Origin of the sequence: uncultured Wocania sp., assembly GCF_964021735.1 — a bacterium.
Classification (GTDB): domain Bacteria; phylum Bacteroidota; class Bacteroidia; order Flavobacteriales; family Flavobacteriaceae; genus Wocania_A.
The window spans coordinates 1-15,024 of the sequence record NZ_CAXIBN010000076.1; the positions used below are offsets into that span (position 1 = coordinate 1).

At 35.8% G+C, this 15,024-nt stretch carries 12 protein-coding genes; 1 reads left to right on the plus strand and 11 read right to left on the minus strand.

The genetic code is table 11. The annotated features are described in order from the left end of the window. From AADI82_RS08360 to AADI82_RS08370, 3 genes are all read right to left on the minus strand, one after another. The coding region (locus AADI82_RS08360; protein ID WP_341215989.1) for a mandelate racemase/muconate lactonizing enzyme family protein at nucleotides 1–509 on the minus strand (509 nt) is incomplete at its 3' end. Nucleotides 510–518: 9 nt separating this feature from the next. After that, nucleotides 519–1,310, minus strand: coding sequence for an SDR family oxidoreductase (locus tag AADI82_RS08365; protein ID WP_341215990.1), 792 nt, complete (start codon nucleotides 1,308–1,310; stop codon nucleotides 519–521). Nucleotides 1,311–1,321: 11 nt separating this feature from the next. Further along, nucleotides 1,322–2,023 carry an RraA family protein gene (locus AADI82_RS08370; protein WP_341215991.1) on the minus strand — a complete coding sequence of 234 codons (702 nt, stop codon included), beginning with the start codon at nucleotides 2,021–2,023 and terminating at the stop codon, nucleotides 1,322–1,324. 128 nt (nucleotides 2,024–2,151) lie between these two features. Between AADI82_RS08370 and AADI82_RS08375 the strand changes: the two genes are divergently transcribed. Then, complete coding sequence (locus tag AADI82_RS08375; protein ID WP_341215992.1) at nucleotides 2,152–3,024, plus strand: AraC family transcriptional regulator; 873 nt, start codon at nucleotides 2,152–2,154, stop codon at nucleotides 3,022–3,024. 122 nt (nucleotides 3,025–3,146) lie between these two features. Here the strand turns inward: AADI82_RS08375 and AADI82_RS08380 are convergent, their stop codons facing one another. The 8 genes from AADI82_RS08380 to AADI82_RS08415 all read right to left on the minus strand — a co-directional run. Then, on the minus strand, nucleotides 3,147–5,237 hold the full coding sequence (locus AADI82_RS08380) for an alpha-L-fucosidase (protein WP_341215993.1): 2,091 nt from the start codon (nucleotides 5,235–5,237) through the stop codon (nucleotides 3,147–3,149). A gap of 13 nt (nucleotides 5,238–5,250) precedes the next feature. Next, the gene (gene fucP / locus AADI82_RS08385) at nucleotides 5,251–6,504 is read right to left on the minus strand and encodes an L-fucose:H+ symporter permease (RefSeq protein WP_341215994.1); all 1,254 of its coding nucleotides are present in this window, start codon (nucleotides 6,502–6,504) and stop codon (nucleotides 5,251–5,253) included. Nucleotides 6,505–6,520: 16 nt separating this feature from the next. Next, nucleotides 6,521–7,714, minus strand: a complete 1,194-nt coding sequence (locus AADI82_RS08390; RefSeq protein ID WP_341215995.1) for a UxaA family hydrolase — start codon at nucleotides 7,712–7,714, stop codon at nucleotides 6,521–6,523. An 18-nt stretch (nucleotides 7,715–7,732) separates the two neighbouring features. Beyond that, nucleotides 7,733–8,023, minus strand: a complete 291-nt coding sequence (locus AADI82_RS08395) for a UxaA family hydrolase (RefSeq protein ID WP_341215996.1) — start codon at nucleotides 8,021–8,023, stop codon at nucleotides 7,733–7,735. Then, nucleotides 8,010–8,666: an RraA family protein gene (locus AADI82_RS08400; protein ID WP_341215997.1), complete on the minus strand. Its 657-nt coding sequence runs from the start codon at nucleotides 8,664–8,666 to the stop codon at nucleotides 8,010–8,012. Before AADI82_RS08400 ends, AADI82_RS08395 begins: the two co-directional genes overlap by 14 nt. Before the next feature lie 15 nt (nucleotides 8,667–8,681). After that, the gene (locus AADI82_RS08405) at nucleotides 8,682–10,334 is read right to left on the minus strand and encodes a beta-N-acetylhexosaminidase (RefSeq protein WP_341215998.1); all 1,653 of its coding nucleotides are present in this window, start codon (nucleotides 10,332–10,334) and stop codon (nucleotides 8,682–8,684) included. Between the two features lie 39 nt (nucleotides 10,335–10,373). After that, nucleotides 10,374–12,839, minus strand: coding sequence for a DUF6259 domain-containing protein (locus AADI82_RS08410; protein ID WP_341215999.1), 2,466 nt, complete (start codon nucleotides 12,837–12,839; stop codon nucleotides 10,374–10,376). Nucleotides 12,840–12,849: 10 nt separating this feature from the next. Beyond that, on the minus strand, nucleotides 12,850–15,024 hold a 2,175-nt coding region (locus tag AADI82_RS08415; RefSeq protein WP_341216000.1), incomplete at its 5' end, for a glycoside hydrolase family 95-like protein.

The window sequence follows — 15,024 nt, forward strand, 5'->3', positions numbered from 1 at the left end:
TCTAAATCGCTTTTAAATTTCATACAGGTATATCCCATATTTTGGAATTTTAAAGCTAAATCGGCAATATCTTCTTGATTTCGATGGCTTGACCATGCCCCCACTTTAACTTTGTTTTTTAAAGCGCCTCCCAATAAATCCACTACGCGCACCCCTTTTAATTTTGCATAGGCATCCCAAATAGCGCACTCAAAACCATCATACTCTCTAGAAAAAGCAAAAGGCAATTTTTGTAATGTTAACAATTCAATATCTTGACCAACCAACAATTCACATATCGCATCTACTGTTACCCAATTATGACTTCTATATAGTTCACCCCATCCAATAATACCGTTTTTCAATTCTAACTGTACTATTAGTTTAGAAACCTCATCAAATTGTACATTCCACCCTGCTTTAGCACCTAAAGGCAATTTATGAAGTCCCTTATTAAAGCCTTTGCTTTCTATAGCTCCAGGATGTGCTGGAACTATAACTTCAAAACAAGTAATTCTACTAATTTTCATGTGTTTATATTATTGCTTTTCAATAAATGAATTGTTATATAGCATAGAAGTTGTGCCGTTATCTACATAAATGACCTGACCTGTAACTGCTCTACTAAATTCTGAAGCTAAAAAGCCAACTACGTTTCCGCAATCTTCGGCTTCTATTTCAAATGGTAAACTTTGATAGTCTTTAGTATGATTTTCTACCCAAAGTTCGGGATCGTCAGCAAATGTTTTAATCAGCTCTAAATTCTGTTCTGCATGTACATACCCTGGGGCTACAGCATTTACTCTAATGTTGTGTTTCCCTAACTCAACAGCCATACCTTTGGTTAATCCTTCTACGGCGCTTTTTGCACTGGCATAAACAGCATACTTAGAAATGGTTGCCGAAGTATGTACCGAAGAAATATTAATTATACTGCCTTCTGTATTATTCTCTATAAGCTGATTCGCAAATAATTTTGAAAGCTTCCACACAGCTCTTACATCTATGTTGTATAAATTGTCAAACTCTTGATCTGTGACTTTATGTGCTTCTTTGCTTAAACCAACGCCAGCATTATTAACCAAACTATGTATTACCCCTACTTGTTTAGCTAGGGTTGCGAACATTGCATCTACTTGAGTTTCATTCGTTATATCAGCAGCTACCGCAATGGCATTGGGCAATTTATCCGCTACAATTTGTGCCTGCTTTAAAGTTCGAGCATTAATAATAACCCGAGCGCCCATTTTAGATAATGCAACGGCAACCCCATTACCAACCCCAAAACCAGCAGCTCCAGTAATTAAAATATTTTTATTTGATAAGTTCATACTTTTAATAATTACATGATTCCGAATTTCTCAAAGGCATCCACTGTACTCATCCCTTCTTCTAAAGCTTTTTGTACCAGTTTTTCGCCTCTTGCTTTTTCAATAGCTCCAGCAAATGCTTCTTTTTCTACTTCTTGAGGAATTATTAGTACGCCATCTCTATCCCCATAAACAATATCTCCTGGATTTACACGAATTCCGTTAAATTCAATAGGTACTCGGTAATCAATAACCTTTCCTCTAGGTCCTTGATCTTGAGCATAAGTCCCTAATGAAAATGTTGGAAAATTTAGTTTTTCAATTTCATTGGTATCTCTAGAATAGCCATCTACAACAGCTCCAGCGGCTTTTAACTTTAGCGCTCTTGTACTCATTAAACCACCCCACAAAGCGTATCTGGGTGATGATCCCGAACATATATACACTTCATTTTCCTTTAAGCTATCGAGTGCTTCAAACATAATCCCAAAAGGTTTTTTCATTAAAGGATTGTTTGTTTTTTGTGAGGATTCTTCAAAAGTATCGGCTTCCAGTACAGTCATTGCCCTTCCTATAGTAACCATATCTTTTCTTAATGGTTTTATATTTGGTGAAAGAAATTGATGTAAGTATCCCATTTTATCCAATATATCTCCCACTAAAGCAACGAACAGTTCTTCTTTAACTATTTTGAAAAGTTCTTTGTCGTTTTCCCATTTTATTGCTGTATTCATAAGTGTTATTTCTTAAAATTTAATAAACTCAATAATCCACTTTTATTTATTTTGAACTATAGACTACCAAAGAAAGCTAAAAATTGAAAAAATATTATTAATTTTAGTACGATAATACTATTTCAAAGATGCAAGAACTTGATAAGACCTCTACTAAAGAGCGACAAATAATTGATTTTGAAGCTTTAGGATTTGATTGCATAAAAATTTTAGGGTCCTACAACTATAAACAGATGAATAAAAGTCTGGAAATGCATGTACATGATAATATGATAGAAATTTGTTTCTTAGAAAAAGGCACACAGTATTATCATATTCAGGGAGAAGATTATAGAATAAATGGTGGAGATCTTTTATTAACTTTTCCTGGGGAGGAACATGGTACGAAAAGTTTTCCTGAAGAGCGCGGTCGTTTATTTTGGTTAATAATAGAAGTTCCAAATAAAAATAAAAGGCTTTTAAATTTAACAAAAAAAGACACAAAATTATTTTTTGATGCTATTTACCAATTAAAGGAAAACAGGAAATTTAAAGGGTCAGATAGGCTCAAACATGACCTAAATGCTATTTATAGAATTTGTGAACATTCAATACACGGACTCGATAAAATTAAAATAACCAATCTACTCCTGCATTTTTTACTTAGTGTTTTAGATTTTGGTAGTAAATCTACAAATAAGGCTATAAGTAAAGATATTGAAGAAATATGCCATTTTATCAACAATAACTTGAATGAATCTCTGTCACTTGACGCCCTTGCCACTTTAAGCAATTTATCCTTATCCCATTTTAAATACAAGTTTAAAAAGGAAATGGGGTATTCACCAACCGACTATATCTTACGACAGAAGATTGATAAAGCCAAGGAAATGCTTAACGTTAAAACAAATACTATACAGGATGTGGCTTATGGTCTAGCCTTTAGTTCGTCATCTTACTTTGCCACTGTGTTTAAACGCTATACAGGTAAAACTCCAACACAACATATTCTTCTATCTTAAAATTATTTACAATACCGATACTTTTTGCTGAATGGATTTACTTAATAAATCTTTAATTTATTTCATATCTAAATTTACTATGAAGCCCACATAATACATAATCTTTTTATTAAAGTGTTAAATTAATCAACTATAACCCCTAACTCAGCTAATCTTGCATAATTAGCTTCATAGACCTTAACGGCTTTAAACTTTATAAACTTCGCCTTTTCAATTACATCTAAACTCACAAATTGTTCTATCGGGTTATTAACAATATTTGAGAATTCCCCAGATTTTGCCAATTTCCATGTTTCACCATCTAAACTCGTATAAAACTCATAATGTGTTATGATACCATTCTTTATTTCGCTTTGCCGTGGTAAAACACTAAAGCCTTTTATATTTAAAATCTCTCCAAAATCAATTACTACGTCCCTTTTTTGATCCCCGTCATCAGATTGCCAAAAAGTTCGTTCATTATCATCAATAAGCCTAGCAGCCTCTCTATTTTTTACTGAAGAACTAGTCTCAATAATATTCCATAGGTGTTTACTATAAGTAAATGTAGAAGTTGCTATTTCGCTGCTTTTATCTTTATAAAAAACCTTAGATTTTATAGTTCCTCCTTTTTCAAAAGGTATTTCATTCTCATAAATAGCTGATTGTTCGGTTGGGTCGCTACCGTCTAATGTGTATCTAATAAATCCGTTACTTGTAATTTTAATGTTTCCCGTTTCTGTTCTCTGTATTATAGGAGGAGCTAATTGTACGGGTTCTAAATGCACCGATATTTCTGTTAATGCTGTACAAACAGGAGCTTCAGTAATTCTAATTCTTATTTTATTGGTGATTTGCAAGGCTCCTTTCCATAGCCTTCTATTCCCAATTGATTCTCCTTTAGCAAATTCTTTCCAAGAATTATCTTCCCATTTATCTATAGCCCAACCCCATATACGCTGACCCAATGGAATGTATTCACGCAAATTAATCACGTTAAATTCTGTTTCCTTGGGAAATTCCACAACTAGATTTGATTCCGTAATATCATTATCTGTAGTCCAATATGTTTGTTGGCTATCATCTAGCAGATTATCCGCACTGTATTGAGGTGAATTTCCACGAACATTACTTGCACTAATAACAGCTCCTTCTGCCAAATTTGTTGAAAAAGTAGCATCAATTATTTCTTTAAACTTGGTCAAAGAAGCAATATCATTTTCATGTATTAAGCCTCTTCTGTCTGGTGGTAAATTCAAAATTAAATTAGTCCCATGTCCTAAACTTTCATAATATAATTTTACCAATCGTTCTGGCGATTTTACCTTATCATCTTCATGTTCATGGTAAAACCACCCAGGACGAATCGATGTATTTGTCTCAGCAGGTATCCAAAAATCACCTTCCCTATGTCCATTTAATGCTTCTAAATACATGGTTTCACCTATTCCAGGTTTATTACCATTTCTTCCATGGGGTGTATAACGATGCCAGCATGGGTCTCCTGAATATCCCGCTTCGGTACCAACCCATCTTGCTCCTGGTCCTAAATCAGAAAAGATAACTGCGTTGGGCTGTAATTCATAAACAAGGTTAAAGGTGTTCTCCCAATCGTAATATGATAACCTGTCTATTTTACGTTCCTCGTTAGCTCCTCCGTAATATCCAGAACCTCCATTAGCCCCATCAAACCACACTTCAAAAACATCACCATAGTTTGTTAATAATTCCGTTAATTGCGCTCTAAACATTGTTATATACTCCTGAGTTCCATAGGTTGCTGTATTTCTATCCCAAGGTGATAAATACATGCCTACTTTTAGTCCATGTTTTCTACATGCATCAACAATTTCCTTAACAATATCCCCTTTTCCATCCTTATAAGGTGACTTTGATATATTATGCTCCGTAGTTTTGGTAGGCCACAGGCAAAATCCATCATGATGCTTTGCGGTTAAAACCAAACCTTTCATACCTGCATTTTTACATGAAAGCACTATTTGCTCTGCATCGAACGCCGTAGGATTAAATAATTGTGGAGACTCATCCCCAAAGCCCCATTCCTTATCTGTAAAAGTATTAATGGTTAAATGTATAAAAGCATAAAACTCTATATCGTGCCATGCTAATTGACTCTTGGTGGGTAGTGGTCCAAAAGGAACTGGAGGTTCAACTACTTCTGTTTTGCAACTAAGTAGCATAACTACTATTATAAAAAACCCTTTAATTTTCATGACTTTAAATATTTTAATTTTCGACTTTTTTGGAAACAATTAATCCATAAAATAGAATTACCCCAAACGAGAATAATGGAATAAAATAAGAATAACTGATGCTTTGCAATCCATCTGAAACCAGTCCCTGTAGCGGTGTTAAAACAGCCCCTCCCACTATTGCCATCACCAAACCAGAACTTGCTATTTTTGTATCGTCCTTTAAACCATTTATGGCCAAACCAAAAATGGTCGGATACATTAACGACATACAAGCTGAAATTAAAACCAACGAATACACGCCTATAGTTCCCTTAATAAAAATTACACTTGCTGTTGCAAGCATAGCGATAAATGCCAAAACTACCAATAGCTTTTTGGGTTGAATGAATTGCATTAACCAGGTACAAATAAATCTTGAAAACATGAACAACACTATAGATGCCAAGTAGTAATTGGAAGCTTCTTGCTCGTTTAAATTAAACTCTTGCATGACATATCTAATGGTAAAAGACCAAACTCCAATTTGAGCGCCACAGTAAAAAAACTGGGCGACTATACCCATTAAATAATTCTTATTTTTCAATAACCTTTTTACTTTTGGAAGTACATTAAAATCTTGTGTATCATCTGACGCTGCGGGCATCTTAACAAAATAAATAATAATCCAAAGCGACAGCAGAATCAATGCTACAATAACATAAGGACCCATAACAGCATTTAGTTCTTCTGACTGAATGACTTTTAAAGCCGACTGATCCATTAATTCCCGCTCTTCTGCGTTGGCCATATTCAAATTGGATAGTATAAATAACTTTCCCAAGATTATTCCCATTATGGATCCAATGGGATTAAAGGATTGCGCTAAGTTTAATCGCCTTGTCGCTGTTTCCTCTGGTCCCATGGCAATAATATATGGATTGGCCGTGGTTTCTAAAATGGCCAATCCTCCTGCCAAAACAAACAAAGCCACTAAAAAGTGAGCGTATTGCATGCTTATACTTGCCGGATAAAATAGCATAGCACCTCCTATAAACAAACCCAAACCCAATAACACACCAGACTTATAGCTAAACCTCTTTATATACAATGCGGCTGGAATAGCCAAGCAAAAATACGAACCGTAAAAGGCGGTTTGTATCCATGAGGTTTGAAAATCCGTCATGCTCATAATGCGCTTAAAAGCTGCCAAAAGCGTATCGGTCATGTTATTGAACAAACCCCATACCAAGAATAAGCTCGTTATTAAAATGAAGGGGAGTCTGGAAAATTTTCTGGTTTTATGCATATTAATAGGTCTATATTTAGCCTACCAAGCAATTTGGTCCAATAGGCTCAAAGGTTTTATAGGTGATTACGGATTCTTGATGTCCTAAGCGTTCTGAAGCTGTTGGTATGCCCGAGGCTGTTTGCACTATTTTATCATAAATTTCATCGGCAATATCAAACAATGAGGCATTGGAAGAAATGACCTTACCTGCATTAACATCCATATCATCAGACATGCGTTGGTATGTGCTGGGGTTTGCACATATTTTTATTACTGGCGAAATCGCAGATCCAACAACAGAACCACGACCTGTGGTAAAAAGGATTATATGGCATCCGGAAGCTATAAGTTCTGTAATTTCAACATTATCGTTAATATTGGGAAAACCAAACCTAGGTTCTCCATCGGGAACAATGTCCATTAAAAAAAGTCCCGATTTATTTGGTAAATCCCCAGGCTTTATCAATCCGGAAATAGGTGCGCTTCCGCCTTTAGCATAAGAACCCAACGATTTTTCCTCAATGGTGGTCAGCCCCCCATCAGCATTTCCTGGTGCAAAACTACCATAACCCATTATGGTATAATACCGGGCTGCTTTTTCTAATGCTTTTTCAATTTCCTTAGCCAACAATGGGGTTTCGGCACGTTTTATAATATCCTCGAAACAGCCTATCATTTCGCCTGTCTCTTCAAAAATAACCGTACTATTATGTTTCACCAGTTTATCGAAAGTCAAACCTACCGATGGATTGGCAGAAATACCACTTGTTGCATCCGATCCGCCACATATGGTTCCTATTATTAAGTCTTCGACCGATATATTTACCGATTTTGTTTCCTTAAGTGTTTCTACGGTATTCTTAATCCATTCCCTGCCTTTTTCAATGGTTTTGGCTGTTCCTCCACAATTTTGAATGATCAATGTTTCAACAGGTCGTCCCGATTCTTTTATCGCTTCGGAAAGTTTGTTCCTGTTAAAACTTTCGCATCCCAAAGACACCAATAGCACACCGCCCACATTGGGATGCGTACAAAGTTGTTTCATTATTTTAGCGGCATATTCGTTTGGATAACATCCTCCAAAACCAATAACCTGTACATTATTATCTTTATAAGGTCTTGCTATTTCTGAAGCCACATAGTGTGCGCATTCCACCAAATAAGCTACCAAAATGACATTTCTAATGCCTTTTCTCCCGTCTTTTCTCAAGTATCCTTTTAATTCCATGTTACTTTAAGCTTAGTACTAATTTTCCCTGTTATGGGATGCTATAAAATCGCTCTTCATATTATGAAGATGGACATGCTCTCCTATTTTAATATCTTCGATTGCGCTTCCAATAGCCAAATTGAACTTTATTATTTTTTCTCCTTTTTTTATGTTTTTTGCAGCTATTTTATGCCCTAAAGTAATTGGTTCTATAGTTTTATAGTCCATCCCTTTATATGTAAAAACATCGCCTGCATCTAAATCTATCGTGAGTACCAATACATTATCGTTATTGGAAAGTTTAATGGACTGCTTAGAATTTTCCATATTTTAAATAGGCTTCTTGCGGGTCTACACCTTCCATAATTGCTTTTCTTACCAAACTTTCGGTTCTAAGAACCTCTTCTGTTTTAGCGATAACCTCCTCTACAATATCTTGGGGTATAACGACCACCCCATCCCTATCGGCCATAACATAATCGCCTGTATGGATTTTTACATCGCCAATATTAATCGGTTCTCCGTAACCGTAAGCCATCCACCTTCCTACAACATCTACTGGAGTGTAATATTTGCAAAACACCTTAAAGCCTATGTTTTTAATAAATGCCGAATCCCTGCACCCTCCATCTACAATATAACCGCGAACACCTCGAAGTTGTAGTGTTTCGGACGAGAGTTCTCCCATATGCGAAAGGGTATCGTCGTTAGGTTGGCACATTACCACACTTCCTTTGGGTGCTTTAGAAAGCAAGCCTGTCCAGTTTAATAAGGTTTCATGTGGATTGAAACTAGCATCGTATTTACCACTAACAGTATATATAGGTCCTGCCAATTTTTTATCTGCATCCAACGGATGGATATTATTTGGTAAGGTTTGGTTGGGATAGCCCATAGCCCGCAACACATCGTAAACTGCTCCAGAATAACATTGTTCCAATCTTTGGGATAATGCGTCATTTATATTCATAAATTGTTTTTTATATTAATTGTTCAAATAAAATTTATCTTCTAATAACTCCTTAGGTTCTCTGAAATTAATACCTTTTTGTTCAAGTAACTTTAGGTTGCTTTTAAGTCTAGACTTAAAACTATTCCATTCTCTGTTTTCCATTTGGGTCCAACCGGCTTCAACCAAAGCCATGGCTCTTGGAAAGGTCATATAAAATGCCCTATCTATGTCCTTAACATATTCGCCCCAGATAGTAGCCTCAACACCAATAATATGGGCTTGCTTATCTTCTGGCAATCCGTATCCTGGGTCGAGTTTATAAACCTGCTCTAATGGCAAATACGCCATCCAATCGCATGTTTCCTCTCCTTTTGCTTGCGGATAATCGAAATAGGCATGCTCTCCAGGTGAGCAGATTAGGTTATAGCCCATTTCTCTGGATTTTTCGATGGTTTTGGGGGTTAAACCACCACGCCAAGTGTACATGGTACTGGTTTCTGGATAAAATGGCACATCCAACTCATACCATATTTGAGGAGTCTTGCCATGTTTTGCCAAGGTATCACTTATCCGTTCAAAAAAGTAGCTCATTAGATGCTGAGGACTTTCTAAATTATTATCCTTAATCCTCTTTTGGCATTTAGGACATTCTTTCCAGTGATCCAAAGGCGCTTCATCTCCACCTATATGAAACTTTTCTGCTGTAAAAATGGGAGCTAATTCTTTATATACATTACCATAAAACTCAAATACTTTTTCATTACCAGCACATAGCAAATTTTTAGAAACCCCTGGTGTAGTTCTAACTTCAAAATCATCGGGAAAACAAGTTAACTCGGGATAGGCTACAAGCATCGCCTGACTATGCCCTGGAACATCCAATTCAGGAATAACTTCAATAAAGCGTTCTTTGGCATAAGCTACAATATCTTTTAGTTCCTCTTGGGTATAATAACCGCCATGTGAAACACCATCACCATCGGTTTCTTTTCTTTTTGAGGCTAATTCCATAAGTTTAGGATATTTTTTAATCTCTATACGCCAGCCTTGATCATCGGAAAGATGCAAGTGTAGGGTGTTAAATTTATACATAGCAATGGCGTCAATATATTTTTTTATATCGTGAGCTGGAAGAAAATGTCTTGCAGGATCAAGCATCATCCCTCTATAAGGTAATCGAGGCGTATCTTTAATGTCTAAACACGTAACTTCTACAGTTTTATTATTATTTTCAAGTGGCAAAAGTTGTCTAAAGGTTTGTATCCCATAAAACAATCCTTTAATTGTTGTAGCTGAAAGTAAAACATTTTGACTTGTTATTTCTAATTGGTAGGACTCATCGGTTGGAAAAGATTCATTTCCTTTGGACTGAGTAAGAATAATTCCTTGTTCAGGAATTTTAGAATATCCCTGTAACGACAGTCTCAAACCTATATGTTCAAAAATAATATCTTTAACTATATCTGCTTGCTTTTTTAAATCTTGATTCGATTCAGGATAATAAACAACAGTATTCTCATTTATAACAAATTTTTCGCTGTATGTCTTTATGAAATTTGGTTGCGGTATTAAATTGAGTTTTACTTCAGTACTAGTAAGCGTTGGCTGTTTATCTTTACAGGCAAACAAAGCACAGACTGCAATTAACAAAATACTTCTCTTAAAAAATCTTTTTAGGGTGTTCATTCTTTTAAATTATCTTTTTTATTAAAAATTTCATCCTTGTTATTTAACAACTTCAAACCATCTTTTTACTTTCATACACTCACCAGAAACACTATAGTGATAATTTCCATTTGAAGTTGTATCATCTTTATGAATCATAAATGTTTTAACCTTTCCAGTTACTTTATTAGTGACCTCAAACCCTGGTACTTCTAAAAAAATGTTTTCGAAATCGTTACTTGTTTTTTCATGATTCCATGGTGCAAAAAGTGAAACTTGAATTTCCATTGTATCATTTCCACCAGCAAACTCATTTTTCTGACGAATAATGGGCAAGGGTTTACAATTAGGAAAAGGAAAAAGTACAGCTGAAACCGCCGATTTTAAATTAATATAAACCTCTCCGTTAACTCTATCAATTCCTACTTCACGCATTTCTAAAGTTTCTACATTAAATTCGTATGCGCTACTAATTGCCTTGGGTAATTCTGGTAATTTTATCCTTACTTCAGAGGTAGGTAAGGGCGTAGCATCAATATGTCCTCCTGTTAACACCCAATAATCTTTAGATTTCCATACATGACCCATCCATTTGGGGTCATTTTCGGCAATGGGATCCCATTCAGTCACATCTCCATAAGTTACCGCTTCAGAAAATGTTGGGTGCAATTCGTGCCATTTTAAGTTTACTACAAAATTTTCGTCATAATCGTCTGGTTTTTCTACACCTACATTTCCCCATGCCCAATTGTTTCTTCTACTTTCAGTTTTACTCATTATTGCTCCTGTAATAGCTGCTTCAGAAGAACTTGCATGATAGGATAACGGCACATAGTTAGGCATAGCCACTTTCATAGCATCAATTTCATTTCCGGGACAATCCATGATTAGTGCACCATTTGCACTTTCATTGAAATAATCCATGTAAAATTCTGTTGAAAGAAAAAGTTCGGGGTTAATCTTGTCCGTAGCTTCGCGAATACGCCTTAAACAATCACGCATCCATTTATTAGCATTAAAAGGACTTTTGTGATTATGTGCTTCATTATAACATGGGCGAAACGGAAATCCAAATTCATCTAACCTAATTTCATCAACTCCAGCATCTGCCAACATAGAACAAACTCTAATTAAATTATCCTGCCATGGTTTATATCCAGGACAATTAAATGCACCATATACCTCTTTACCTTTTCTATAATCCATCACTGGCTTACCATTTCTATTTTTAATGGCATACTTTTCCCAATCTCCTTCAAAAATAGGACTTGCTGTTCTTGCCCCATAGGCTGCAACATACATTCCTACTCGTCTTCCATACGTATGGCATATTTCAACACCTTTTTTAAAAGCTTCTTTACCACCTAAATCTCCCCTATAGTCAATAAATCCTGAAGACATCCATGGACCATAAGTTTCTGGCCATTTATTAACCCCTTCATTCCACATGGCTATTTCCATACAGTCGTTTATATTGTTTCCAAAAATCGGACTACTGAACAAACTGTGTAATTGTTGAAACGATGTAAACGCATTTGATACTGAATCTTGTTTATTTTCTTCAATAGTTTCTTTAGTTGGAAACCATGTGCTTGAACGTGTTGAAACCTCCTCTTTATACCATTCTGGAATTTTTCGGGTCTGCACATTGTTTTCAAACCAATTGTTATAAGCTTTTGCTGCAGTTCTCCAATTTCCATTATATACTACAAAGCGTGCAGATGGCCACTCCCTTGTTTTGCTTGGCTCAATCACCTTTTTATCAAAATACAAAGATGACATTCCACCTTCTGGAAATGTAGATAAGACCTTATTGCTAAAATCTTTATCCATAGTTATAAAAGCAAGACCTTGCTTTCCTTCAGGTTCATAAACCGTTTGCCATTGCATTGATACATTTTTCCCGTAAACGCCTCCTAAAGGTCTTTCCCATGCTTTAGCACCTGGATACCCCCTATCCCACATATTAACTGCCAAGTTAGTACTCTTGTCTTCACCTAAACATACTCCAGTTAGATAAGGAAAAGCAAGGTAGCCTGTGAATGCTTCTTTACCTGTATTTGTTATTGCAATACTTGCATCAAAATTATCTTTATGATTATGAAGCTCTAACTGAAGTTTAATTTGAATATTTAGTTTTTCATATACATAATTTAAAACGAGTTCATTAGATTCATCCTTTTTAATTATCTTAAAAGTATCAAGCTTACAGCTACTAGGGTCTAATATAACACCGCCATAATCACTATTTTGCGCACCTGATCTCAGCCTAGGCATTGATGCCGTATTGACAAAAAACCTGAAAATATTACCTCCATTTGGTGTTTTGATATAGTTATCGTTTGTGTTTTTATTAATCATGGATACCAACTGTCCACTTTGTTTATTAAAAACTACAGACAACGATTTATTCTGTAAGCCTATTAAATTATCATCATCAATAACTTCTTCATTTGCGTACAAATTAGAACAAGCCATTAAAGAAAAAACTATTAATTGTAAGGTGAAGATTTTTGCTTTGTCCATTGTCAAACTATTATTTATCAAGCACTAAACTTATTTTTTGGTTCTCTGACGTGTTTATTTTAATAATGTTATCTTCAAGTACATATTCTGCGTCAATAATAATCTTTGAATCTCCAAATGGATTTTTTAATTTTAAAACTCCTCCTTTTTCTGAAACTATATGTACTTCTGACACTTGTCCATTTTCTTTTTTGGCAGAAACTAAAAATGCACCTTCTGTTCGTAATGTATCAAAACTAAGGCTCTTCCAATCATGAGGAATGGCAGGAAATAGTTGTACAACGCCTGTATGACTTTGAATTAACATCTCTTGAACTGCCGAGGCAAAGGCAAAATTTCCTTCTAAGGTAAACGGCCGGTATTTGAATTTGGAATATCCTTTATTATGTTGCTCTCCGTTTACATGAAAAGAGTTTGGGAGGCAGAAATTTTCTGCAAATATCCTTAAAGTCTTAGCCGTTGCTTCTCCATCAAAAGCGCGTGCTTGCAAATTGGCCAACCAACTAAAGGAATATCCTGTAAAATAATCTGATCCTGTTTCGGTTAAATGATTAATGGTATTGTCTACTATGGTTTTATGATCTTCACCTTTTGAATAATCTATAAGTCCGAAAGGGTGAAAGGCCATTAAGTGTGAAAAATGGCGATGGGATTCTTCATAACGATGACCTGGTGCTAACATTAAACCTTCAGCTTCATGAATAGCAAAATTAGGCCATTGTTCTAATAGGCTGTTCCACTTAGCCGCATCCTCTTCTTTGCCCAATTCCAAAGCCAATTCGGCTGCTTTTTCGTAAGTCCAACGTATGGCTGCCAAGTCAAAATTTGTAGTTTCTCCAAACCAAGCTTCTCTATTATTGTTATGAATTTCTGGACTGGCACTAATTGGTAACTTTCGTAATCCATTTTCACCTTTAACAGAAACATCTTCAAAAAACAGAGCCACTTCTTTAATCCACGGATATGCCTTGTCTTTTAAAAATTCCTTATCCATACTGTAACGCCAGTGCAAATAAAAATGATGACTTAACCAACCCGAAACTGTTGGTCCAAAAGCGTATTGTATCCACCCTCCCATTGGTTCTCCCGTTAAGGTTGTTACTCCCGGAACCGCCAAACCTTCAGCCTCATAATAATCTTTTGTGTATGTATTAAAGTTATCTTGGTATTTAAGTAACCATTCTAAATACCCAATCTCTAAATCGAGATGGTTTCCAGAATACGAGGGCCAATAACTTAACTGGGTGTTTAAATCATGGTGGTAGTCCCCTTTCCATGGTGGTAGTTTACCATTATCGGCTGTCCAAACTGCTTGGAGAGATATGGGTGGTGCACCATTACGTGCTGCCGATCCAAATTTATATTGTTCCAAGTGCCATTGCTTTTCTATAACAGAATCTGGAATATTGATAGCAGATTTTGACCAAAAATTAGCCCACCAACCTTTATGAGAACTAAAGTCTGATTGATAACCTCTTTGTAAAGCTAATTTTACAAGGTCTTGTGAACTTGAACCACTCTCACTTTCTGGATAATGTGCTGTTATACTCCAACACCCCTCCAGACCATCTCCTTGACGCTCCCATTTCACATTAACGTTATAGCTAAAGCCTCCCCAACCTTCTTGGGTGTAATTTATTTCATTTTCAGTTTCTGTTATTTGCCCTTCAGGATATTCCAATCTGCGTAAGTCTTGTCCTGTAACGGGAGAATCTTCTTTACTTTCTCCTTCAATAGTATAAGCAGGTGGTAAGAGTACTGGTTTAAATCCGTCTGGAACATTCTTAAATTTAAACCATCCTACTTGTTCGGATGCATGGACAAATGTTTCAAACGCCGCTCCATTAGCCCAATTTACCTTGCTAACAGCATCTGTAATTGACAACCGAGTTGAGTCTAGTTTTCCCAATTCTTCAATATTAAATTCAAGTCCTGCTCCAGGAATTTTAGAAGGTGCTGGAGATCTATCATAAGGCACATCAAACTTATCCTGTACTGCTTTGTAATTATCGTTCTTCCATTGTTCGTAAACCCAAGAATATTTATACTCTGGAGTATTTAAGTTTTCCATAGGACGCAAATCCCATAGGTTTACATTGTCTAAAGACATTCTTAAGCGTCCCTCTTTTTCCCAAATTAGTGCCCCTATAATACCATTGCCTAATGGGATGCCCTCATCCCAGCT

What these genes read in the sequence shown, in the direction of transcription:
- AADI82_RS08405 (WP_341215998.1), bottom strand. Translation starts at nt 10,334, where the DNA reads ATGAACACCCTAAAAAGATTTTTTAAGAGAAGTATTTTGTTAATTGCA.
- AADI82_RS08380 (WP_341215993.1), bottom strand. Translation starts at nt 5,237, where the DNA reads ATGAAAATTAAAGGGTTTTTTATAATAGTAGTTATGCTACTTAGTTGC.
- AADI82_RS08395 (WP_341215996.1), bottom strand. Translation starts at nt 8,023, where the DNA reads ATGGAAAATTCTAAGCAGTCCATTAAACTTTCCAATAACGATAATGTA.
- AADI82_RS08370 (WP_341215991.1), bottom strand. Translation starts at nt 2,023, where the DNA reads ATGAATACAGCAATAAAATGGGAAAACGACAAAGAACTTTTCAAAATA.
- fucP (WP_341215994.1), bottom strand. Translation starts at nt 6,504, where the DNA reads ATGCATAAAACCAGAAAATTTTCCAGACTCCCCTTCATTTTAATAACG.
- AADI82_RS08400 (WP_341215997.1), bottom strand. Translation starts at nt 8,666, where the DNA reads ATGAATATAAATGACGCATTATCCCAAAGATTGGAACAATGTTATTCT.
- AADI82_RS08390 (WP_341215995.1), bottom strand. Translation starts at nt 7,714, where the DNA reads ATGGAATTAAAAGGATACTTGAGAAAAGACGGGAGAAAAGGCATTAGA.
- AADI82_RS08375 (WP_341215992.1), top strand. Translation starts at nt 2,152, where the DNA reads ATGCAAGAACTTGATAAGACCTCTACTAAAGAGCGACAAATAATTGAT.
- AADI82_RS08365 (WP_341215990.1), bottom strand. Translation starts at nt 1,310, where the DNA reads ATGAACTTATCAAATAAAAATATTTTAATTACTGGAGCTGCTGGTTTT.
- AADI82_RS08410 (WP_341215999.1), bottom strand. Translation starts at nt 12,839, where the DNA reads ATGGACAAAGCAAAAATCTTCACCTTACAATTAATAGTTTTTTCTTTA.